The sequence below is a fragment of the Nitrosococcus halophilus Nc 4 genome, from assembly GCF_000024725.1.
Classification (GTDB): domain Bacteria; phylum Pseudomonadota; class Gammaproteobacteria; order Nitrosococcales; family Nitrosococcaceae; genus Nitrosococcus; species Nitrosococcus halophilus.
Genome location: NC_013960.1, coordinates 2,200,851 through 2,224,167 on the forward strand (window position 1 = coordinate 2,200,851; position 23,317 = coordinate 2,224,167).

Genomic DNA, 23,317 nt, shown 5'->3' on the forward strand with positions numbered 1-23,317 from the left:
CCCATGCAGACCCAAAAAGAGCAATTGTTTGCGGTCCTTGAAGAGGCGGGAATGCCCCCCGTCCCCGATGAATTTTCGGTGGTGCCATGGTATCAAGCCATTTCTCCTGGGATCCTAGAGGAAATCCAGGTCTTTATTCGCACTTTTGAAGATGTCACTAGGCGGCCGAGTTGGCAGGAAACCGTGACTGCCGCCGCTCCAGAGATTGCCCGGCACCCACGCCCCGAGGTTTGTTTTTTCAGCGCTTGGGATTTTCATTTGCCACCGGATCAGAACTGGCAAATGATTGAATTCAATGATAATGGTTCCGGTCTTCTCTTTGCGGGGCTGATCAATGATCGCTACTATCAAATCTTTGACTTATCCCAACAGGCTGCCCTCCAGCCCCCGCCTGTTTATACTGAATTGACCGAACGGATCATTGCCTCTGTGAAGCAGGAAGTCATGGCATTTTTTCCCCGCTGGCCCCAGGGATTGTTCTTGATTTTAGAGGATAGGGAAGCGTTGCAAAGGGGAAAATTTCGTCACGAATTGATGCTCCTGCGGGATCTTTTTCGGCAACAGGGTTGGCGAGCGGAAATGGCCGCCCCTGGATATATGGACTGGGATGGGCAGCAGCTATGCTGGAAGGGGCAGAAGGTTTCTTTTATTGTGAATCGATCCACGGATTTTCTCTGGCAGGCGGAGGTTTTTTCTCCGCTGCGCGCTGCCTATGAAGCAGGCCAAGTCTATGTGGCGCCCAATCCTTTTACCTATGCAACCCGCAGCGATAAGCGCCTCATGGAACGGCTGTCCTTATCTGACTGGGATCAGGCATTGGGGATTCAACCTCAAGAACGGGCTATTCTGAGTGCCCATATTCCGGAAACCCACTGGCTGCGTCCAGAGAATGTGGAAGAACTTGCCCGCAGGAAAGAAGAATTTATCTTTAAGCCTGCCCAAGGATTTGCCGCCAGGGGTGTGCTGGCCAGTACCCAGGTGGGACGCTCCCGCCTGCGCCGCCTGCTCAAGGAAGGGGTCGGCTATGTGGCCCAGAAAAAAATCCCCAAAAGCCTTTTGAGGGGGAAGGAACCCAAAAATACTCGGCTTTGGACGGATCTGCGGGTTTGGGCCTATCGAGGGCAAATTCTCCTCTTGTCGGGCCGGGCTTCCAGCCGCCCCGATAGCCTCGATTTATCCCCGCCAGGGGGGTGGATTCCCACTTATGTTCGTTGCAGCAAAATACCATTATCGCTTAGATGGAGTGGAATAAAACCAGGAGCTTAGAAGTGCCGGCCCCGGAAATGTGATTTTATTTATAATCTCAGTTTTCCGGCCGATATTACCCAATACCTCGACAAAAGTTTTGGGGATCTATTCCCCTGTACCCTAGTTCTACCCTGCTAGGCCGTTCTAAAAACATAAATATAGGAGGGGGCGTCGACCTAGGCTAAGTAGTCCTATGGTGCCATGTCACTGCCTATGGTATCCCGCCATTGTGTTTTTTTCAGGTGCTTGGTTGGGTACGATAAAGATAGTCATGGTGCGTAGTGATTAATTTTATCGATCTCGGCTCTGAAATCTTCCGTACTGGTTTTTTACTGGCCATTTTTGGGTATCTGCTGTGGGTGGGTAGGACACGACGTAGTTTGCCTCCAAGGGGTTGGAATACCCTCCTCAGCGGCTTTGGCCTGCTGGTATTTGGAAGTCTCCTTGATATTACCGATGAATTCGAGGCGTTAAACCCTTTTTTTATTGTCGGCAACACTCATATCCAGGCGCTATTGGAAAAGGTCGTAATTTTTCCCCTGGGCTATCTCTTGCTGTTGCTGGGATTGATGCGGTGGATGCCGGCTGTCCATGGATTATCCCGGGAAGTGGAGAGTCGCAAGCAGGTGGAAAGAGCCCTAGAAGCGACAGTGGAAACCCGCACGGGTGAATTAAAAGCCGCCAATTTGGCCCTGGCGGAAGAAGTCGCTGTGCGCAGGCAAGCGCAGGAGTTTTTGGAAATAACGCGGGCAAGGCTTGAGCACCTACTCACTGCCAGCCCCGCCGTTATCTACTGTTGCAAAGTCGGCGGCAACTATGTCAATACCTTTGTCAGTGAAAATGTCCAGGCCTTAGTAGGCTATAAGCCCAAGGATTTTATTGAGGATTCTTGTTTCTGGATTAATCATGTGCATCCAAGGGACCAGGAGCGAGTGGCGGCGGATCTGGGGGCATTACTTCAGCGCGGTAAGGCTTGTTATGAATATCGTTTCCGGCATCAAGATGGAAGCTACCTCTGGATACATGATGAGTTGCAATTGGTGAGGGATGCAGATGGACAGCCCTTGGAGATCGTTGGCTATTGGGTTGATATTACTGATCGCAAGCGGGTAGAGCAGAGGCAGCAACGGTTAAGTGTTATTTTGGAAGCTTCTACCGATTTTGTCGGCTTTTCGGATAATGAGGGGATTGCCCAATATGTCAATCAGGCCGGCTGCCGCCTGGCGGGGATGACCGCTGAGGAAGCGGTGGGCCAGCCGATCACCGTATTTACCCCGGACTGGGCCAACATTATCATCCAAAATGAAGGTTTACCAGCGGCGAAGCGCCAGGGTTGGTGGCGGGGGGAGACGGCTTTGCTGCACCGGGAGGGCCGCGAAATTCCCGTATCTCAGCTTATCCTAGCCCATCGCACTTCTGAGGGGGAGGTTGAGTTTTTTTCCACCGTAGCCCGGGATATCAGTGAACACAAGGCCTACGAATCCCAACTAGAGTACCAGGCCAATTATGATAGTCTCACAGGCTTACCTAACCGGAATCTGCTGCAGGACCGACTCGAGCACGCCATTGCCCATGCCCGGCGCATCAGGCAGGGGGTCGCCGTGCTTTTTTTGGATTTGGACAGATTTAAAATGGTCAATGATAGCCTGGGCCATGATGTTGGTGATGCACTGTTAAAGGCCGTGGCCGAGCGGTTAAGGGGCTGTGTTCGTGACGAGGACACGGTTTCCCGCCTGGGCGGTGATGAATTCGTTTTGGTGTTGGAAGAATTGCGTGGGGGCGAGATGTCACGCCTCATCGCCAACAAAATCCTAGCGGCCCTGCAAGCCCCTTTTGCCCTTGAGGGACAGACTTTCCGTATCAACGCCAGTGTGGGTATTAGCCTCTTTTCCAGGGATGGGAAGGATGCCTTGACACTGCTCAAAAGCGCTGATACCGCGCTTCATTGGGCAAAAGCCCAGGGACGGGGATGCATTCGCAGCTATACCTCGGAGATGAATGCCCAGGTGGTGGAGCGCCTGACCATGGAGCAGTCACTGCGCCAGGCCTTGGAGCGAGAGGAGTTCGTACTCCAATATCAGCCGATAATGGATTTGCAGACCGGCAGTATGGTGGCGGTGGAGGCACTGTTGCGTTGGCAACACCCCCAGTTGGGGGTTGTTCCCCCTGCCAAGTTTATTCCTTTGGCCGAAGAGTTGGGAATAATGCCCACGGTTGGGGAGTGGGTGCTGAGGACCGCTTGCCTTCAAGCCCGCCGTTGGCAGGATGCTGGGTTGCCTATGCTGACCATGTCGGTGAACCTCTCGACGCAACAGTTTATCCAGGTCGATCTTACCGATCGGGTCGCCCACATCCTAGATGAAACCGGTTTACCGCCTTCTTGCCTTGCCATAGAAATTACCGAGAGCCAGATTATGCAGGATGTGGAGAGTGCGATCGCTTCCTTGAGGGCTTTCAAGGAAATGAAGGTGCATTTATCCATTGATGATTTCGGCACGGGTTATTCTTCGCTGATCCACCTCAAGCGTTTTCCCTTGAACCGGTTGAAGATCGGTAAGGATTTCATCCATGACTTCACCAAGACTCCAGAGGATGAGACTATTGTACTGGCGGTGATTTCTTTAGCCCATAGCTTAGGCCTTAAGGTGGTTGCTGAAGGTGTGGAGACGGAAGAACAGCTTCGCTTTTTATGGGAAAATGGTTGCGAGGAAATGCAAGGCCATTATTTCAGCCGTCCTTTACCTGCCTCGGAGATGGAAGTCCTGTTGCAAGAAAATCGTCAATTGCCCTTGCGTTCAGCCTACCAGTCATACCATTAAAAGCCTTCGGGCTTTTAAATTTCTCCACGTTTTCGGCAGTCTGGAGCAAGCTAGTCTAGGATTAAACTTTAAGGGGCTAAAGCAGCGTCATGGCTACAGTTTGAATGAACTGCATTAATGGTTCAGGGTAGACCCCCCACCACACTAGCAACAAGGCAAGTAAAGCGAGCATTAAACTGCTGGTCAGCGGTAGGGTAGAAGGATAAACCCGTTCTATTTCTGCGGTAGGCAAGCGGTACAGGGCAATGATGATTCGCAGGTAATAAAATAGGCCCAGGGTGCTGCCAATGATGAGTGTAAACAGGAGTGGCCATAGGGCGGCCTCAACACTGGCGGTGAAGATATAGAACTTGCCGATAAACCCTGCCGTCAGGGGGATACCCGCTAGGGAGAGCAGGGTGAAAGTAAACATGCCAGCCAGCGCCGGCCGGTGCCAGAATAACCCCTGATAGTCCTCTAGGTTTTGCTTTTCCTGGGCCGGTGAGGAGAGCACGGTTACTACCCCAAAGGCCCCTAAATTCATTATGAAATAGACTACCCAATAGAACATGACTGCTTCCATGCCCAGGCTTCCGCTGGCTAGAAGGGCTACTAATAAGTAGCCCAGGTGAGCGATGGAAGAATAGGCCAGAATCCGCTTGATATTATTTTGCAGCAGCGCAAGTAAATTACCGACCAAAATGGAGAGCCAGGCGATCAGGCTGAGTATCACGGTGAGGAGGTGATGGTTGTCACCTTCCACTTGAATAAAAAAACGCAATAACAGGGCAAATACCGCCCCTTTGGATACGGTGGTGAGAAAAGCAGTCACCGGGGCCGGTGCCCCTTGATAAACATCGGGAGTCCAGAGGTGAAAAGGCACCCATGAAAGTTTAAAGCTCAAACCGCTAATGATGAAAACGAGGCCCGCCAGAAAAAAGACATTAGAAGAAATTTCGCCGCGGTTCAGAAGGGTACTGAGATGCCCAAATTCTAGGGTCCCCATTTCGGCATAGATAAGGGCGATACCAAACAGTAACATCGCCGAAGAAGCGCCGGAGAGAATCAAATATTTCACCCCCGCCTCAAGGGAGGGTCGGAAGTGGCGCGGGTAGGCCAGCAAAGCAAACAGGGAGACGCTTAAGATTTCAAGGCCCAGGAAGAGGGAGATAAAATGATTGCTGGCAGCCAGGACGGTTGCCCCTAGGGTGGCTAAGAGCAAGAGCATATAGAACTCTTCTGGCTGATCTCCAAGCCCTTGCAGATAACCATAGCCCAGGAGGGCCACGGCCAAGGCTGCGGCCAAGATGAGCCCGGTGTAAAACAGGGCATATTGATCGATGATCAACAAGGGCGATACCTGATGGGGGGTCACCGTAGCGGCGATGGGTATCATCTCTAGGCAGAGCAGCAATGGGAACACCGTCGCCAGCAAGGTCAACCGATGCTGGCGATAAAAGGCCACCACCAAGGTGAGGGCTAGGGACCCGAGGGTTAGGAGCAGCAAAGGCAGCAAGGCAATAAAATCAGACATGGGTCAGTTTTGTCTTGGCGGTTCCATGACCCATTGCTGTAACCCCTCCAGGGCAGGATGGGCCATATCGAATACCGGTTGGGGATATAGTCCCAGCCAAAAGAGGATGAAAATCATGGCGCCCATGGCGGCCATATCCCCGGTAGAAAAATCCGCGAAGCGCCGTTGTTCTTCCGCCTCACCGTGGAGGGTTTTCTGCACCATGATCAAGGCATAGACCACGGAGAGAATAAGCCCCAGGGCGGCGGCGGCGGTGAAAGCAATACTGACCTGATAAGTTCCCAGCAATACCAAGAACTCTCCCATAAAATTGGCGAGCCCAGGGAGACCCAGGGCCGCTACGGCAAAAAATAAGCTGATGGCCGCCAGCCGGGGAGCTTTGCTCCACAGCCCTCCCATGCGGCCCATGTCCCGGGTGTGAAGGCGTTCTTGCAGGGCGCCGGCGACCATAAACAGGGCCGCGACGGAGATGCCGTGGGCCAGCATTTGCATGACCGCGCCTTGGAGGGCCACCGGATTCCAGGCAAACACGCCTAGGAGGACAAAACCCATATGGCTGATACTGCTGTAGGCGATTAAGCGCTTGACATCTTGTTGGGCGAAGGCCAGTACCGCTCCATAGAGGATCCCGATTACCCCTAGCAGCATGATCACCGGGCTATAATCAAACGCAGTGGCAGGGAACAGGGGAACCACGAAACGGAGCAATCCATAAGCCCCCGTCTTTAAGAGTACTCCCGCTAGAATCACGCTGCCGCCGGTGGAGGCCTGAGTATGGGCATCCGGCAGCCAAGAGTGCAAGGGCACTGCGGGCAGCTTGACGGTAAAGGCAATAAAAAATCCGAGCGCTATCCAAAAGGCGGTATTGGGATCGAGGGAGGCGCCCAGCAGGTCAAAATAATCAAAGGTCAACACACCCGTATGCTGATAATGAGTCCAGACCAGCACCAGGATCGCCACCAGCAGCATCAGGCCACTGCTATGGGTAAAGATAAAAAACTTGAAGGCCGCCGGGAGGCGACGCTCGTGGCCCCAAATGGCGATGAGAAAATACATGGGGACCAGCATCACTTCCCAGAAGAAAAAGAACAGAAACAAATCCAGGGCCATAAAGACCCCAATGACTCCCGTGAGGACCCATAACAAGTTGAAATGAAAAAAGCCAACCCGGTATTGGATCTCAGTCCAGGAAGCCACTACTGCCATGAGCCCCAGGAAACAGGCCAGGAGCACCAAGAGGAGGCTCAGTCCATCCAAGGCCAGATGAAAGCGGATCCCAAAATGGGCGATCCAGGGCCAGTCCAATTCCACCAACCAAGCCCCTTGCCCGGCAATGGCAAAGGGATTCGCTTGCGATAGCCATAATGCCGCCACCAAGAGGAAATTGATTCCTAGGGCAAGCAAGGCAATGATCCGAGACCAGAGGGGATGCTGGCGTTCGGCAACCCAGGCCCCAACTCCCCCTACGATTAAGATTACAAGTAACCAGATGAGTATCATAGGAACACCACCATGGCGATAAGTAGGGCAGCCCCAGCGGCAATGCCTCCGGTATACCAGCGTACCAGTCCGGTTTGGGTCCGGCTGAGCCCCTGGTGGCCCACTTGCGCTAGCCAGGCCATTCCCCGATAAAAGGCATCAATGAAGTCATTTTTATTAACTCGGGCGAGCCACAGGAAAGGCCATACCAATAGCCAGCCCATTCCCCGAGAAAAGGCATCGATAAAGTCATTTCTATTCAGGTGGGCAAACCACTGCAAAGGGCGTACTAGGAACAGCTGGTATACCCCATCAAAGCCCCAGCCGGCGTACCAGAAACGCCTTAATGCCGAAACCGGCCTTTTTTCTAGCAGGGCCTGGCGCCATTGGGGCTTACTCAAGAAAAATAAATAAGCCAGCACAACACCTAGCAAGGAGGCCGTCGAGGCTGTAATTTGCAAACTAAGCTCCACCCATGGGCTTCCATGCCCTGCTTCCAGCTCAGGAAGGGTTAAGTGCAATAGGCTAGAGAAAAAGGGTTGATCCCCGCCCATTGGCAACCATTCCACCCAGCCCCCAACGATGGAGAGCAAGGAGAGCACCAGTAAGGGAATACCCATAAGCATGCCCGGTTTTTTGCCCACGGTCGTTTTTACCGGGCCAAAAAAGGCGATAAACCAGCCCCGAAAAATGTATACCGCCGTTAATAGAGCCCCTATGAGGCCTGCTGCCCAGAGCCAGCCTCCCCCTAAGGGGGACGACCAAACCTGCCATAGAATCAAATCCTTACTATAGAAACCGGCAGTAATCAGGGGTAAAGAGGCCAGGGAGGCGGCACCGATGAGAAACCCCCAGAAGGCAAGGGGAAGCTGCCTTCGTAAGCCGCCCATTTTGAAAATGTTATGCTCGTGCTGCAGGCTGGTAATGACCACCCCAGCGCTCAGGAACAGCAGGGCCTTAAAAAAGGCGTGAGTCATGAAATGAAAAATAGCCGCCGACCAAGCGCCGACCCCTAAGGCCAAAAACATATAGCCAATTTGGCTCATGGTGGAGTAGGCCAGAATCCGTTTGATATCGGTTTGGACCAAGGCGCTACAGGCTGCCAGCAGTAAAGTGAACGCTCCGATCACCGCCACCGCCGTATGGACGGGGGGAGCCAGTTCAAACAGCACATGAGTGCGGGCGATCAAGTAAACTCCGGCAGTAACCATGGTGGCGGCATGGATAAGGGCACTGACCGGGGTAGGACCGGCCATGGCATTGGGCAGCCAGGTTTGCAGGGGCAGTTGGGCTGATTTGCCGACCGCGCCCCCGAGCAGCAGGGCGGCCGCCGCTAGGGCTAGCACGGAGCCCACAGGCCACGCTTGCGAGGCCCGTTCCATGAGCAATTGAATATTGAGTGTCCCCAGGTGAGTGACCAACAACAGCAGCCCTAGGGCCATGGCGGTATCCCCGACTCGAGTGACCAGAAAAGCCTTGCGGGCCGCATAACCATTGGCAGGGTCCTGGTACCAAAAGCCAATCAGCAAGTAACTGCACAGTCCCACCCCCTCCCAGCCCAGATAAAGGAATAACAAATCATCGGCCAATACCAGCAGCAGCATGGAGGCAACAAACAGGTTCATATAGGCAAAGAAGCGCTGGTAACCGGCTTCATCAAGCATAAATTCGGTGGAATAAAGATGGATCAGAAAGCTTACCCAGGTGATGACCAGGATCATGACCAGGGAGAGGGAATCTAAATAGAGACCAATGTGGGGAGTAAAATCAGCAATAGTCATCCAGGTCCATAAAATTTGCCTATAGGCATTTCCCGAAGGCGGGGATTGTAGAAACTCCATGCCAAGGCCTAAGGCTAAGAGGGCGGATAACGCCACCGAGCCCACGCCAATGAAGGCGCTAAGTTTTTTGGACAGTTGGCCAGGGGCCAGTATTAACAGGACAAAACCGGCCAAGGGCAGGGTGGGGATGAGCCATAGGAGTTTTAGCATCTCAACCCCTCATCTCACTGATGCGATCGGCATCTAAAGTGCCAAAATGCCGGTAAATCAGCAGAATGAGTGCCAGACCGATGGCCGCCTCTGCAGCGGCTAGGGTCAGAATAAGCATGAAAAAAATCTGCCCCTCTGCTTCCCCCCAGCGGGCACCGGCCACGATGAAAGCCAGCCCGGTGGCATTGAGCATGATTTCCAGGGACATGAGCATGAATATCAGATTGCGGCGCACCAGAACGCCCATTAACCCCAGTAAAAAAAGGGCGGCAGCTAAATACAAACCATGCTCTATGGGAATCGAAATCATTATGGGCCCTCCTCCTGTTCTCTTCGCCCGAGGTGATAGGCTCCCACCAAGCCTGCTAGCAGCAGCATGGCCGCCAGTTCAACCGCCAATAAATAAGGACCAAATAGGGCCCTGCCCACCTGTTGGGGTTCAACCATTTCAGCACTGGAGAGGAGACTGCTCTCTTTTTCCAGGAGATAAATCAGTTCTATCAGCAAAATAAAGGACAAAGCTCCAGGACCTATCCACATCTGGGGGTTGAGCCAGCGATTTTCCTGGGCAATCGCCTCTTTTCCTAGATTGAGCATCATCACCACGAAGACGAAGAGCACCATAATGGCACCGGCGTAGATGAGGACTTCTAAGGCGGCTGCAAAGGGCGCGCCGAGGAGAAAAAAAATTAAGGCCACCGAGAGCAGAGAAACGATTAAATAAAGCAATGCATGGACGGGATTTAAGCGGGTGATCACCATGGCAGTGGAAACAACGGCGACAAAAGCTGCAATATAGAAGGTGATTTCCATAAGTATTTTTAGTTTTCCGGTGCTGACTACTCCTAAGAATAGATTGGATTAGCTGACTTTTTAGTTTGTTTTTTTTCTCCTTCCTAAATTAAAAGCTGATTTTAGGGCGACTAAGGCATTAAGCCGCGCACATCCACGGGGGGTTCTTCGTTTTCCGCTTCTCCTTTATCCTTACCGCGAACTGCCAAGCCGGCCACTCGATAAAAATTATAATCGGGATATTTTCCGGGGCCGTTGATCAATAAATCTTCTTTTTCGTAAACCAAATTTTGCCGCTCATATTCGCCCATTTCGAAATCTGGAGTAAGTTGAATCGCATAGGTGGGGCAGGCTTCTTCACAAAGGCCACAAAAAATGCAACGGGAAAAGTTGATACGAAAAAACTCAGGATACCAGCGGCCCTGTTCGTCTTCCGCTTTTTGCAGGGCAATGCAATCCACGGGGCAGGCGACGGCACATAAATTACAGGCGACGCAGCGTTCCTCACCGTCCGGGTCCCGGGAGAGGATAATGCGTCCCCGCCATCTTGGCGCAATATAGGGTTTCTCCTCTGGATATTGGATCGTGGCCTTGGGCCGGAAAAGATGGAGAAATACGGTCCAGAGGCTTCTCAATTCACTGCCTAGGGAAAGGCTTTTTAATTGGTTCCACATGACATCCCTCCTTTGAGATTAGGTTCCTTCGATGGTGAGTACCACAGCGCCCGTAACCACTAAGTTGAGCAATGTCAGGGGCAACATGAGTTTCCAACCATAGGCCATGAGTTGATCATAACGGGGCCTGGGGAGAGCGGCCCGTAGTAAAATAAAGAAAAACGCAAAGAAAGAAAGCTTGATAAAAAACCAAACTAGAGGCGGTAGCCAAGGGCCTCGCCAACCGCCAAAGAAAAGAGTCACAATCATGGCTGAGATAAGGAGGATGGCCAGGTACTCACCAACAAAAAAGAGGCCGAATTTCATACCCGAATACTCGGTATGGAAACCCGCCACCAATTCATTTTCAGCCTCAGGGAGATCAAAAGGCAGACGATGGGCTTCTGCAATTCCAGCGATCAGAAACACCACCAAGCCAAGAAATTGGGGAATGCAAAACCATAGTCCTTGTTGCGCGGCTACAATTTCTCGCAGATTAAAGGAGCCGGCCAGCATTACGACCCCCATCAGAGACAGGCCCATGAAAACCTCATAGCTCAACATTTGCGCCGCCGCCCGCAGACTGCCCATTAAGGAGTACTTGTTGTTGGAGGCCCAGCCGCCTAAAACCACGCTGTAGACGGCCAAAGAGGACATGGCTAGAAAAAACAGCAGTCCAATATTGAGATCGATAATGCCAATATCCGGGGTAATGGGAATGACCGCAAAGGCGAGTAAAGCCGTGATTACCACTACCGTTGGCGCCAGGATGAAGACCCCCTTATCGGCAAAAGGCGGTATCCAATCCTCCTTGGTAAAGAGCTTGATGACATCGGCCACCACTTGCAAGATGCCGAAGGGACCTACCCGATTGGGACCGTAGCGATCCTGCCAAAATCCCAGCAAGCGACGCTCAATCCAAATCAACAAGGCCGTCAGGGTGAGCAATGTCCCTAAAATGCCGAGGATATTAAACAGCGATGCCAAGACGGTTTTCATGGCGCCCCCTTGGATAGCTGGCCCCAAGCGGGCAGAGCTACCCTAGCTTTCCATGCGGGTAGGCCCCAGGGAATTCCGGCCACTCCGAGGGGTAAAGAATCTTGGTGGCGGACCGGCAGGTGGTAGGATTTTCCGGCCAGGATAAGCTCCACCTGGCCGCTGGGTTCCACTTCCAATTGAGCCGCATCTTCCGGGTGAAGGGCAAGATAGGGGGCGGGGGCACGTTCAGCAATGGCAGGCGCCAAGGCGCTTAGCTCCTCACTGCCAAAAATGTGGTACAGGGGCAAGATTAGCCACTGATCGACACGGCGTTGGAAGGGGGGTGGCGTTTGAGTGAAATAGGCGATCTTTGCCCCCGAAGGGGGTTCAATCAGACGGACGCCCGGATCTCCTCCCCGCAGGGGGCCACCCACTTCCTCCTGGAATTTGTTGACCGACTGGATGGAGTTCCAGGAGGGGGCCCAGAAATAGGGTATCAGCGCCCCCGGTAGTTGGCCATAATACCCCTCCATGGAGAAGGAGAAGGGGGAATCGGGATCTTCCGGGGTTTTGGGTTCATGGACATTCCGGTGAGCGCCCATGGCGGTGCGCCCGCTGTAGCGATGGGATTCCCGGGCGATCCGCATGCCTTGGAGGCGAAACTTTGCTGGGGGAGCGGCTTGGGTGATATCTTGCAGAGAAGCTATGCTTTCGGCGCAGGCGCGGGTGACTTCATCTAAGCGTTGCCAAAGCCCTTCTTTAGAGCCAGCAGGGGCCATGGCCTCACTCAGCCAACGCCAGCTCTCCTGGATATCCCCCTCTGGAACAAACACCTGGAAGAACCGCTGGGCCCGGCCTTCATGGTTGAGCAGGGTTCCATCCCCTTCGGCAAAGGTGGCGGCGGGGAGTACTAATTGGGCCTTTGCTGCGGTGGCGTGGTCAAGATGGTCGATGACGATGAGCTGTTGGGCCCTATTTAGGGCGGACTCTATAGCCCTGTTATCCGCCCGCCGGTAGAGGTCGTTTTCCAGCACGATTAGGGTATCCGCCATGCCCTCCTCCAGGGCCTTAAAGGCCTGATCTAGATCGCCGCCCTCCATAAGGCCCAGTCCTAGGCTGTTACACTCGGGCACGGTGAAGAGAAGGTCGATCGGGCGCTCATCTTTGCGCAACGCCAGGGCCACATTGGCTGCAGCTTGGAGTACCGTCCCGCTTTGGCAGCCAGTACCAGAAACCACCAAGGGACGCTTGGCTGACTTCAGAGCTTGTGCCATGGACTGGGCCAGCTCGCCCAGTTCCCCGGAAAGATCGGCTATCCCAGGAGCATCAGGATTAAGTTCATGGGCTATGGCAAAGCCCAATCGGGCCAGATCCTCGGGAGCACCCTGCCAGGTCTGGGTGGCGATATCGTCGAGTCGGGTGGCGGTCGGCGAGGCGATAAACAGGGGGCTTCGCTGCTGCTGGGCGGCCTCCCGCACCGCGGAATCCTGCCAGTGGGGAATTTTCTGCTGATCGGCAATTTCAAAGGCCCGCTGTCGCACCGATTGGCGCAGGGTGAGGGCCAGCCGGGGAGCCGTATTAGTGACGTCTTCGCCCAGGATCAGGATGGCATCGGCCTGTTCCGCATCCTGCAAAGAGGCCGGGTGGACGGAGCTGTTTTTAAGGATATCTAGAATAAGGGAGACGAGTTGCTGCTCACGGGCCGCCATTCCGGAATAGAAGTTGGCAGGTCCCACCAGGGTGCGCAGGGCGAAATTGGCCTCCAGGGAGGCACGGGGTGAACCGATGCCCATGATCCTACCGGCTTGGGAAAGCAAGGAGGCCAGGTGTTGGCGGGCCTCTGGTTTATTGAGCGGGTCGGTTTTTTCCCCCTTCCTCTCCCGGGGCTGACGGATTCTCCGCTTGCTGTTGACAAAGTCGTAGCCGAACCGGCCCCGATCGCAAAGGAAATAACCATTGATCTCCCCGTTATAGCGGTTTTGAATTCGTCTCAGCTCCCCGTAGCGTTCCCCCGGGCTGGTATTGCAGCCCAGGCTGCAATGGACGCACACGGAAGGGGCGGTCTGCAGGTCCCACTTGCGGGTGTAGCGGGCACTCAGGGTCTTATCGGTAAATACCCCCGTGGGGCAGACTTCCACCAGGTTGCCGCTGAACTCGTTCTCCAGCACCCCGTCCTCATGGCGGCCGAAAAAGACATGGTGGTGGGTGGCAAAGACATTGAGATCGTGTCCGCCGGCATATTCCCGATAAAAGCGCACGCACCGGTAGCAGGCAATACAGCGGTTCATCTCATGCTTAATAAAAGGACCCAGGTATTGATTACGGAAGGTGCGCTTTTTGAACCGGTAACGGCGATAGGTATGTCCGCTCATTTGGGTCATGTCTTGAAGATGACACTCTCCCCCCTCCTCGCAGACCGGACAATCATGGGGGTGATTGATCATCAGCCATTCGATAATGCTGGCTCGAAAGGCTCTGGCCTCAGGATTATGAATAGAGATGCGGGTACCGTCTTGAGCTGGAGTCATGCAGGACATCACGATGCGCCCCTGGGTATCTTTCTCGTCCTGGAACTGTTTGACCGCGCATTGCCGGCAGGCCCCCACCGATCCCATGGCCGGATGCCAGCAGAAGTAGGGTAGGTCAAAGCCCAGAGACAGGCAGGTCTGAAGCAGGTTGTGTCCGGCGTCGACCTCATAGGATTGGTCATCAATATGGATGACGGCCATTAGCTCCTCCAGGGGCAGTGCTGTTCACGGATATGTTGTTCGAAGTCTTCCCGGAAGTATTTGAGGGCGCTCTGCAATGGCTCCATGGCCCCTGGGGCGTGCATGCAGAAGGTTTTACCCGGCCCCAGAAATTGGGTGTGCATTTCCAGTATCTCCAAATCCTCCATTTGTCCCCGGCCTTCCTCGATTGCTTGTAGAATGTGCGCCACCCAGGGCAGGCCGTCCCGGCAGGGCGTACACCAGCCGCAGGACTCCTGGGCGAAGAACCGCTCCAGATTAAGGACCATAGCCACCGGACAAGTTTTGTCATCCAGAATGATCATTCCTCCTGTGCCCATACGGCTACCTACCTTCATGACCGCATCGAAATCCATGGGAGTCTCCAAATGCTCCTCCACCAGGAAATCGGTGGAGGCACCGCCTGGCAGCAGCCCCCGGAAGGTATAGCCTTCTTGCATTCCTCCCGCATATTCCTCCAGAATCTCCCGAATTGGGGTGCCCATGGGAAGTTCCCAGGCGCCGGGCCGTTTGACCCGGCCACTGGTCCCATAGATCTTGGTTCCTCCGTCTTCGCTGCGGCTTAGGTTTTGATACCACTCGGCGCCGTGATTGATGATATGGGGCACATTACAGAGGGTCTCCACGTTGTTCACTACGGTGGGTTTGCCCCATAGGCCGCAGGTCTGAGGATAGGGGGGTTTTTGACGGGGGATAGCCCGCTTGCCTTCCAAAGAGGTGACAAGGGCAGTTTCTTCCCCACAGATGTAGCGGCCGGCGCTAGTATGGATATGGAATTCCAGGCTAAATCCCGAACCTAGGATATGCTTTCCCAGCAAGCCCTGTTCACGGGCCTCCTGAGCCGCCTGCTTGAGGCGGTGGGCTGCCAATTTATATTCGTCACGGAGGAAGATATAGGCCACGTCGGCTTGGGTAGCGTAACTGCTCACAATCATTGCCTCGAGCAATTGGTGGGGATCACCCTCCATGAGCAGGCGGTCCTTGAAGGTGCCCGGTTCCATTTCGTCGGCATTGGCGATCAGGTATTTGGGATGAGGGGCGTCATCGCCCATGGGGATGAAGCTCCACTTCATTCCCGTGGGAAAGCCTGCCCCGCCCCGGCCCCGGAGTTTGGAGTCTTTGACTGTTTGTTGAACCTCCTGAGGGCTCATTTCCCGGAGGGCTTTACGAAGCGCTTGGTAGCCACCAACCTGTTGGTATTGCTTGATATCCAGCGGTTCCCGGTCAGGGGTGATGTTTTGGGTGAGGGGAGTGGCCATAAATTTTCCATTCATTGATACCTCCCCAAAATCTCATCCACTTTCTCCGGGGCCAGATCCCGATGTAGATCCTCGTCCACCATCATCACCGGGGCATGGTTGCAATCCCCCAGACAACAGGTGGGCAATAGGGTAAACCGGCCATCCTTCGAGGTTTCCCCCAGCCCGATCCCCAAACGATTCTGCAAGTGTTGGTACAGCCGGTCGTAGCCCATGATCCAGCAGCTGACGCTGTTGCAGAGCAAAATGGCGTGCCTGCCCACCGGTCGACGGAAGATCAGATTATAGAAGGTGGCCACCCCATCCAGTTCCTCGGCCGACATTCCTAGTATTTGTGCGACCTCGCGCAGATGCGGGTCAGAGACCCAACCATGGCGCCGCTGCACTATCTTCAGTGCCTCCACCGAGGCCGCTTGCTTCTGGGGGTACTGTTTGAACTCCGTTTCGATCTCTTTTCTTTCTTCGTCACTTAGCATCATCAAATTTTCGCGCTGGAGACCCCGCCGTTCAGGGCGGGGAGGAAAGCGCGCCTCCTTTTGTTATGTGCTAAAATAAACTTGTCCAAAGGCGCCCACCGGGTAAACAGTTTAAGGACACGTTCTTTGAAACTGATGAGTATGAGGTTCCGGCATGAACCGTTCGCCGGGTAAAACTCTGAACGTCTCCACAGAATTATGGTGCTAGCCCTGAGCCGCAATCTCGCAACCCAGGGCTCCCAAGGTCCATCGGCCTTGGGACCGGCGCTGTAACCCGTCGGAATGTGGCGTCTTCGGGCGACCATAAAGCTCCTTCCTTTAGGTGGGAGATTGGCTACTAGCGATCCACATCTGCCATCACAAAGTCGATGCTACCTAGGGTAGCAATCAGATCAGAGACCATCTCCCCTCGGCTAATGAGGGGAATCATCTGGAGATGGGGGAAGGAGGGGGTGCGGATACGCACCCGATAAGGGTGCGGGTGGTCGTCGCTAATAAGATAGTAGCTGTTGTTGCCCTTAGTAGCTTCAATCCCTACACAGGCTTCCCCTGCTGGAATCACGGGACCCCAGCTCACACTCAAGAAATGGGAAATTAAGGTCTCAATATCATGCATGGAGTGTTCTTTGCGCGGCGGGGTGGTTAGGGGGTGATCGGCCTTATAGGGACCGGCGGGCATATGGTCGAGGCATTGCTGGATGATCCGCAGGCTTTGGCGCATTTCCTCGATGCGTACCCAGCAGCGGTCGTAACAGTCGCCGTGCTGGGCAATGGGGATATCGAACTGGAATTGTTCATATCCTGAGTAGGGACGTTGTTTACGAAAATCCCATTCCAGGCCGCAAGCCCGTAGACCTGGTCCCGTGACTCCCCATTCAATGGCTTCCGCAACGGTATAATTCCCCACGCCCTGGGTGCGTTTTTTGAGAATCCGGTTTTGCATGGCAATTTTGTCGTACTCGTCCAGGCGTGGCGGTAAATAATGGAGAAAGTCTCGGATCAAAAACTTCCAACCGAGGGGCAGATCTTGGGCTACGCCGCCGATACGGAACCAGCTTGGATGCATCCGACCCCCACAGATGGCTTCGATAATGTCAAAAACCCGTTCCCTATCCGTAAACATGTAAAAGACCGGGGAAAGCTGGCCCACGTCTTGGGCGAAAGTGCCGTAAAACACCAGATGGCTGGCAATGCGAAAGAGCTCTGCCAGCATGACCCGAATGATCTGAGCCCGCTCCGGGACTTGGATGCCTGCCAACTGCTCGACGGCCAAGACATAGGGGAAATTGTTCATCACCCCACCCAGATAGTCGATCCGATCGGTGTAGGGAATGTAGGTGTGCCAGGATTGGCGCTCACCCATTTTTTCAGCGCCCCGATGGTGATAACCGATATCGGGAACCGCATCGACAATTTCTTCCCCATCGAGTTGCAGGACAATCCGGAAAACCCCATGGGCACTGGGGTGATTGGGGCCAAGGTTAAGGAACATAAAATCAGTGCTTCTGGAGGTCCGTTTCATCCCCCAGTCTTCCGGTCTAAAACGTAGGGCCTCCTGTTCCCGCACCTGTTTCTCTTCAGACAGCTGAAAAGGGTCCATCTCGGTTGCCCGGGCCGGATAATCCTTGCGCAAGGGATGACTTTCCCAGGTCGGTGGCAAGAGAATACGGCGAAGATGAGGATGGCCTTCAAAGTTGATGCCAAAGAGGTCCCATACTTCCCGCTCATACCAGTTCGCGGCGGGCCAAATGGGGGTGATGGTCGGTAAGGAAGGAGATTCCCCCTTTAAGGGAACTTTAAGACGGATATCCTCATTCCGGTCAAAGGATAAAAGGTGGTACACCAGGCTAAAATCGCTCTCTGGTTGAGCAGGGCGATGGGTTCGGACCCGCTCATCAATGGCCGTTAGGTCATAGAGCATGGGATAGGGACGCTCCACCTCTGATTTGAGATATTTTAAAACTTTAGTAATTTGTTCTTTTTTTACCCAGAAAGTGGGAATCCCCTCGCCGGTTTCTTGCAAGATAAAGCTGGATGGGCCAAATTGGTGGTAGAGTTTCTCCGTAATAGGACTAGCCATAGGGTTTAAATTTCATCCGGACTTCGCAGGACGGTCGCTTGCTGGCGTTGAGGGCGTTTTTGATCCCGTAGGCTAGGCTGGGGTAACCGCTCTACCCCTTGGGGACCGATCATCCAGCTTAAGGGACGTTGTTCTTTGCCGATGGCTTCCTGAAGCAATAATAGCCCTTCCAGTAGGGCATCGGGACGGGGAGGACAGCCGGGAACATAGACATCCACCGGAAGAAATTTATCGACTCCTTGAACCACGCTGTAAATATCGTACATTCCACCGGAATTGGCGCAGGAGCCCATAGAGATCACCCAGCGGGGTTCCATCATCTGTTCATAGAGGCGTTTAATCACAGGAGCCATCTTGATAAATACCGTTCCCGAGATCACCATGAGGTCGGCTTCTCGAGGGGTGGCGCGGATGATTTCCGAACCAAAGCGGCCGAGGTCATATTTACTGGTAAAACTGGTGGCCATTTCCACATAGCAGCAGGAGAGCCCGAAATTAAAAGGCCAGATAGAATTTTTCCGGCCCCAGGCAATAAGATCCTGTAGTCGAGCAAATAGCAAATTACGGCGGATGGCATCCTCAAAAGAACCTTTGCTCTGTTCAATTGAAGCTGCTGTTTTGGGTTTGCTTAACCACCATCTCATAGAGTCACAACTGCCTTGAGGTTTGTCTTTTTCTTTCCTGGGGTTGCCAATCCAGAGCCCCTACCCGCCATTCATAGATCAGGGCCACCACCAAGATGGCGATAAAAGTCAGTGCCCCCCCATATCCTATCCAGCCAGTTTCTCGGAACGCCACCGCCCAGGCGAAAATAAAGACGGCTTCCATATCAAAGATGACGAACAAGACGGCAACCAAATAAAACTTGGCGGAAAAACGTAGCCGTGCGAAGTCGACCGGCACGATACCGGATTCAAAAGGCTCACCGGTTGCTTTTTCCCCATGACGCTGTCCCAAAATATAGGAGAGTCCTAGTATCCCCGCGACTAAGGCAAGGACAATGCCGGCATAGAGAACAAAAGGCCAAAATTCAGTTGATTGCATTAGACTCATAAAAATCCTAAAAGGCTTTTACTAAACCGTAGGCGAGGAAAGCGCTGGCTGCAAGGTTGATAAATACCCAAGAAAACAAGGGATATTGGGTGCTCTATCCTTAAAATGGGATTAGGTTGTTAGGTTTCTGGAGTCGGTTCCTGGGTAAGTGATAGCCATTCCTCAAACTCTTTGATTGATTTTTCAAAGAGGGGCTTGTAGTTTTTTTGGGAAGCATGACTGGCCGGGCTAGCGACCGCCTCGCGATAGATATTGAGCGTTCTTGCTACCCAGTTTCGGGTTGCCTCTAATCCGTCACGCTGCAGGAGTAAGTTTATCCTTTCCTCTTCGGCGTTAAGTGGTAGCATTTTTTCCTTCAAGGGGCACTAGGACCCTTCGAAAATCTCATTGGGAGAGAAAGTATCGGTAATAAAGCGGGCAAGCCTTTCCCGGGTTCCTGTGAAGGCGCTTAGGTTATGGGTAATCAATGGCATTACTTCAACTTCCGCATTCACTATGTTACGCAGCAATTCTACTTGGGTTTTAAGCAGTTCCTTGGGCTTGGAAAGGTAGGCCATGCGGCTTTCCTCTAAAGCATATTTTCCTAATTTCGCTTTTAGCTCAGGTTCGAATAAGGAAAGGAGAGAATCCAAATTATAGAGGGTAGAAATAAAGCTATCTATGGCTAACACCGCATTGGCCAAATCAACTTCGGACTGGGTGTGTTTGTACCGTGTAAATGCTTCTTCGCAATTGATAAGACCTCCATAAAGCAATATCGCTGCTCTGGCCCGACGTTGCCGTGGTAATTTATCATTAAGGCAACGCTGCTCAATTATTTCAACAAGCTCAACCCACATAGTTTTCCCTATCTCATCAGTAGATCATTGCCTATCCTCTAGGATAGATTGGCGCTATCCCCTATATGTAGTCCTATCTTGGCAGGATGCAAAGAAAAAATTGCATTACACTTTAATATTAGAAATATTAGACTAATCGGAGCTAAGGAGGGCAAAGTGGAGATTTTGGGCTAGGGTGCTCAAAAGAGGTTGATATCTAAGTTACTGGAATTAAGAGGTTGCGATGTTACACGTTCTAAGAAGGATCCAAGGGCTGAAATGCTTCACATTACATGCCAAAGATGGAGATATTGGGAGACTCCGAGAAGTTTATTTTGACGACTCCTCTTGGAGTGTGCGTTATCTAGTCGTTGAAACGGGTAACTGGTTAGCAGGGCGCCCGATCCTGATTACTCCCGAGGCTTTAGGCCCCATTTATGAAGAAAAATGGATATTGCAAGTGGAATTAACCCGGGAGCAGATAGAGACTGGTCCCTCCATGGATGTGAAAAAACCAATATCACGGCAGCAGGAAGAGGAGTACCACCGGCACTATAGCTGGTTACCTTACTGGAGAAGCGATTTGTTTGGCCACCTAGGTCAGGAGTCCAAAAACGAAAACAAGGAGGAAGCGGCTGGAGATCCCTATTTACGGAGCACTGCTGAGGTGACCGGATATCGTATCGAAGCCCGTGATGGGGAGATCGGGCATGTCGAAGATTTTATCGTGGATGAGAAAGACTGGGTCATTCGATATCTGGAAATCAGTACCCATCAGGGGTGGTTTGGAAAGAAAGTTCTCGTGGCGCCCGCTTGGATTGAGCAAGTCGATTGGAAGGACCGCAAAGTGCGAGTTGACCTATTGCGCGAAGCTATCCGTTCAGCGCCTGAATACGAAGAAGGGCAGATTATCGGTCGCGACTATGAAGTGAAACTTTATGGCCATTATGGTCGCAGCCAATATTGGGAATAAACACTAGAAAGTTTGAAAGGTTGCTCTTTTAAGAGCGACTTTTAAGGAGCCAGACGATGGAATTTGACGCTGTGTTGCTGTCCCGGATTCAGTTTGCCTTTACCCTAGCTTTTCATATTCTTTTCCCTACCCTTACCATCGGGCTTGCTGTGTTTCTGGTGATTATTGAGGCCTTATGGTTAAGGACAAAAAAGGATTTGTATTATTATATCTACAAATTCTGGGTAAGGATCTTCGGGCTCAGTTTTGGGATGGGAGTGGTCTCTGGCATTGTGCTCTCCTTTGAGTTTGGAACCAATTTTAGTCGTTTCTCTGAAGCCACGGGAAATGTCCTCGGTCCACTGCTTGGATACGAGGTGATGACGGCTTTTTTCCTCGAAGCGAGTTTCTTAGGTGTCATGCTATTTGCATGGCATCGGGTAGGCAATCGCCTGCATTTTTTGTCCACCTGTGTGGTTGCATTGGGGACCATCATTTCTGCTTTCTGGATATTGGCGGCGAATTCTTGGATGCATACACCGGCAGGATATCGTTTGGAGGAAGGAATTTTTTACGTAACGGATTGGAGTGAGGTGATTTTTACTTCTTCTTTCCTTTATCGTTTTACCCATATGTTGCTTGCTTCCTTCCTTAGTACCGCTCTTCTGATTGCCGGTGTAGCCGGATGGTACTTGCTAAAGGGGCAGCACGAGTTTGTGGCCCGATCCTGCTTTTCTCTTACTCTGGGATTGGCTGCGGTGCTTGCCCCTGCCCAAATTCTCATGGGCGATCTCCACGGTTTGCAGGTTCAGCGAGATCAACCCATGAAAGTGGCTGCCATGGAGGGACTTTGGGAAACTGGCCGGGGGGTTCCTTTCCTAATTTTTGCCTGGCCAGACCAGGAGAAGGAAACTAATCACTTTGAGATAGGTATTCCCAAGGCCGCTAGCCTGATCCTGCAGCATGATCCAGAGGGCGAGGTAAAGGGTCTAAAAGAGGTCTCTCCTGACCAGCGGCCCAATGTACCCATTGTCTTTTTTTCTTTCCGCCTGATGCTGTTTATTGGGTTTTTATTCCTAGGGGTAGCTTTGATAGGGTTATGGCTTCGATGGCGAAAGCAACTTTATGAACGACCCTGGTTCTTTCGCCTTTGCATGTTTACCGCCCCCTTAGGTTTTGTCGCCACGGTGGCGGGTTGGGTGGTTGCTGAAGTGGGTCGGCAGCCTTGGATCGTGCAAGGCTTGATGCGGACGGTAGATATGGCTTCCGATATTCCGGCACAGGCCGTGCTGATCTCCCTTTCACTCTTTGTGCTGGTCTATGGGATTTTGTTCTTGGCCTTTGTCTATTACCTTTTCAAATTATTCCGGGCCGGACCTGATTATAAAACCGAGCCACCCCCCTTTACCTCAGCCCGTACAGCGTGGCTTCCAAGTGGGTGAAATAGGGAGGAGAAAATTATGGATTTGGTGCTAATTTGGGCTGCACTGCTGTCTTTTGCCATCTTGATATATGTGATTTTGGATGGCTTTGACTTAGGAATCGGGATACTTTTTCCGTGGGGTCGAGATGCCAAGGAGCGGGATATGATGATGAACAGTATCGCCCCGGTTTGGGATGGTAACGAGACTTGGCTTATTTTTGGGGGTGGCGGACTTTTTGCAGCTTTTCCCCTAGCCTACAGCATCTTAATGCCGGCCCTTTATATCCCCGTTCTGGTGATGTTGTTTGCCCTAGTTTTTCGCGGTGTTGCCTTTGAATTTCGTTTTAAATCTGAGCGTAGTCAGGGGGTATGGGACGGAGCATTTAACTTTGGCTCTTCTGTGGCGGCCTTTGCCCAGGGTTTAATCCTGGGGGCTTTTATCCAGGGATTAGAGGTCACCGAAGGGGTCTATACGGGAGGGACCTTAGATTGGTTGACCCCTTTTAGCCTGATGACGGGTTTTGCCTTAATGTGTGGTTATTCCCTATTGGGGGCGACCTGGCTTATCATCAAAACCACAGGAGAGTTACAGCAGTGGGCCTACCAGGCTGCCCGCTGGTTGCTGCTCATTGTCTTAGCCTGGATTGCAATGGTCAGCCTCTGGACGCCACTGGCTAAACCTGAAGTTGCAGAGCGCTGGTTTTCTTGGCCTAATTTTTTATTTTTGTCTCCTATCCCTGTCGCGACCCTGGTGGTTGCGTTCGCTCTTTGGCGTGCTTTAAAAAAACAACGTGAACGGGCTCCGTTTATCCTCAGTGTATCTCTATTTTTTCTTTCTTTTATTGGTCTGGCGGTAAGCATCTGGCCTTACACCATACCCTATCAAGTGACTCTGTGGGAAACGGCAGCACCCCCTGAATCCCAAAGCTTCTTATTGGTAGGTGCCGTCATCCTCGTGCCTCTCATTCTCGGCTATACTGCCTTTAGTTATCGAATATTTAAGGGAAAAGTGGTTGCCGGGAGGAGCTATTACTGA

The 23,317-nt window shown here is 52.6% G+C and carries 19 protein-coding genes and 1 pseudogene; 5 read left to right on the top strand and 15 right to left on the bottom strand.

Annotated features, from left to right (window positions below):
• The first annotated feature begins 3 nt into the window (after nucleotides 1-3).
• Together NHAL_RS10355 and NHAL_RS10360 are read left to right on the top strand one after the other, a co-directional pair.
• Nucleotides 4-1,266: an ATP-grasp domain-containing protein gene (locus NHAL_RS10355; protein WP_013033091.1), complete on the top strand. Its 1,263-nt coding sequence runs from the start codon at nucleotides 4-6 to the stop codon at nucleotides 1,264-1,266.
• Nucleotides 1,267-1,529: 263 nt separating this feature from the next.
• Complete coding sequence (locus NHAL_RS10360; protein WP_013033092.1) at nucleotides 1,530-4,067, top strand: putative bifunctional diguanylate cyclase/phosphodiesterase; 2,538 nt, start codon at nucleotides 1,530-1,532, stop codon at nucleotides 4,065-4,067.
• Nucleotides 4,068-4,143: 76 nt separating this feature from the next.
• On the opposite strand, the gene NHAL_RS10365 is transcribed toward NHAL_RS10360, so the two are convergent.
• From NHAL_RS10365 to NHAL_RS10440, 15 genes and pseudogenes are all read right to left on the bottom strand, one after another.
• Nucleotides 4,144-5,580: an NADH-quinone oxidoreductase subunit N gene (locus NHAL_RS10365; RefSeq protein WP_013033093.1), complete on the bottom strand. Its 1,437-nt coding sequence runs from the start codon at nucleotides 5,578-5,580 to the stop codon at nucleotides 4,144-4,146.
• Between the two features lie 3 nt (nucleotides 5,581-5,583).
• Nucleotides 5,584-7,080 (bottom strand): NADH-quinone oxidoreductase subunit M, encoded by a 1,497-nt coding sequence (gene nuoM / locus NHAL_RS10370; RefSeq protein ID WP_013033094.1) that lies wholly within the window; start codon nucleotides 7,078-7,080, stop codon nucleotides 5,584-5,586.
• Complete coding sequence (nuoL, locus tag NHAL_RS10375; protein ID WP_013033095.1) at nucleotides 7,077-9,050, bottom strand: NADH-quinone oxidoreductase subunit L; 1,974 nt, start codon at nucleotides 9,048-9,050, stop codon at nucleotides 7,077-7,079. The genes nuoM and nuoL overlap by 4 nt, the downstream gene beginning before the upstream one ends.
• Nucleotide 9,051: 1 nt before the next feature.
• Nucleotides 9,052-9,360 carry an NADH-quinone oxidoreductase subunit NuoK gene (nuoK, locus tag NHAL_RS10380; protein ID WP_013033096.1) on the bottom strand — a complete coding sequence of 103 codons (309 nt, stop codon included), beginning with the start codon at nucleotides 9,358-9,360 and terminating at the stop codon, nucleotides 9,052-9,054.
• Entirely contained in the window at nucleotides 9,360-9,863 is a 504-nt protein-coding gene (gene nuoJ / locus NHAL_RS10385) for an NADH-quinone oxidoreductase subunit J (protein WP_013033097.1), read from the bottom strand. Before nuoJ ends, nuoK begins: the two co-directional genes overlap by 1 nt.
• 110 nt (nucleotides 9,864-9,973) lie before the next feature.
• A complete protein-coding gene (gene nuoI, locus NHAL_RS10390) occupies nucleotides 9,974-10,516 on the bottom strand; it encodes an NADH-quinone oxidoreductase subunit NuoI (protein WP_013033098.1) in 543 nt (180 codons plus the stop codon).
• A gap of 18 nt (nucleotides 10,517-10,534) precedes the next feature.
• The gene (gene nuoH / locus NHAL_RS10395) at nucleotides 10,535-11,494 is read right to left on the bottom strand and encodes an NADH-quinone oxidoreductase subunit NuoH (protein ID WP_013033099.1); all 960 of its coding nucleotides are present in this window, start codon (nucleotides 11,492-11,494) and stop codon (nucleotides 10,535-10,537) included.
• Nucleotides 11,491-14,202: an NADH-quinone oxidoreductase subunit NuoG gene (gene nuoG / locus NHAL_RS10400; protein WP_013033100.1), complete on the bottom strand. Its 2,712-nt coding sequence runs from the start codon at nucleotides 14,200-14,202 to the stop codon at nucleotides 11,491-11,493. The genes nuoH and nuoG overlap by 4 nt, the downstream gene beginning before the upstream one ends.
• Nucleotides 14,202-15,494, bottom strand: coding sequence for an NADH-quinone oxidoreductase subunit NuoF (gene nuoF / locus NHAL_RS10405; protein WP_013033101.1), 1,293 nt, complete (start codon nucleotides 15,492-15,494; stop codon nucleotides 14,202-14,204). The genes nuoG and nuoF overlap by 1 nt, the downstream gene beginning before the upstream one ends.
• A complete protein-coding gene (gene nuoE / locus NHAL_RS10410; RefSeq protein ID WP_013033102.1) occupies nucleotides 15,491-15,958 on the bottom strand; it encodes an NADH-quinone oxidoreductase subunit NuoE in 468 nt (155 codons plus the stop codon). The genes nuoF and nuoE overlap by 4 nt, the downstream gene beginning before the upstream one ends.
• Nucleotides 15,959-16,292: 334 nt before the next feature.
• Nucleotides 16,293-18,035, bottom strand: coding sequence for an NADH-quinone oxidoreductase subunit C/D (gene nuoC / locus NHAL_RS10420; protein ID WP_013033104.1), 1,743 nt, complete (start codon nucleotides 18,033-18,035; stop codon nucleotides 16,293-16,295).
• Nucleotides 18,036-18,166: 131 nt separating this feature from the next.
• Nucleotides 18,167-18,679 (bottom strand): annotated as a pseudogene (locus NHAL_RS10425) (NuoB/complex I 20 kDa subunit family protein); the annotation flags it as partial.
• 4 nt (nucleotides 18,680-18,683) lie between these two features.
• Entirely contained in the window at nucleotides 18,684-19,079 is a 396-nt protein-coding gene (locus NHAL_RS10430) for an NADH-quinone oxidoreductase subunit A (RefSeq protein WP_041354867.1), read from the bottom strand.
• Between the two features lie 128 nt (nucleotides 19,080-19,207).
• Entirely contained in the window at nucleotides 19,208-19,435 is a 228-nt protein-coding gene (locus tag NHAL_RS10435; protein ID WP_013033107.1) for a hypothetical protein, read from the bottom strand.
• 18 nt (nucleotides 19,436-19,453) lie between these two features.
• Nucleotides 19,454-19,927 (bottom strand): hypothetical protein, encoded by a 474-nt coding sequence (locus NHAL_RS10440; RefSeq protein ID WP_013033108.1) that lies wholly within the window; start codon nucleotides 19,925-19,927, stop codon nucleotides 19,454-19,456.
• Nucleotides 19,928-20,150: 223 nt separating this feature from the next.
• Between NHAL_RS10440 and NHAL_RS10445 the strand changes: the two genes are divergently transcribed.
• Genes NHAL_RS10445 through cydB form a run of 3 tightly spaced genes read left to right on the top strand, consistent with a single transcriptional unit; the run spans nucleotide 20,151 to nucleotide 23,317 of the window.
• Nucleotides 20,151-20,879 carry a PRC-barrel domain containing protein gene (locus tag NHAL_RS10445; RefSeq protein WP_013033109.1) on the top strand — a complete coding sequence of 243 codons (729 nt, stop codon included), beginning with the start codon at nucleotides 20,151-20,153 and terminating at the stop codon, nucleotides 20,877-20,879.
• A 56-nt stretch (nucleotides 20,880-20,935) separates the two neighbouring features.
• The gene (locus NHAL_RS10450; RefSeq protein WP_013033110.1) at nucleotides 20,936-22,300 is read left to right on the top strand and encodes a cytochrome ubiquinol oxidase subunit I; all 1,365 of its coding nucleotides are present in this window, start codon (nucleotides 20,936-20,938) and stop codon (nucleotides 22,298-22,300) included.
• An 18-nt stretch (nucleotides 22,301-22,318) separates the two neighbouring features.
• Entirely contained in the window at nucleotides 22,319-23,317 is a 999-nt protein-coding gene (cydB, locus tag NHAL_RS10455; RefSeq protein ID WP_013033111.1) for a cytochrome d ubiquinol oxidase subunit II, read from the top strand.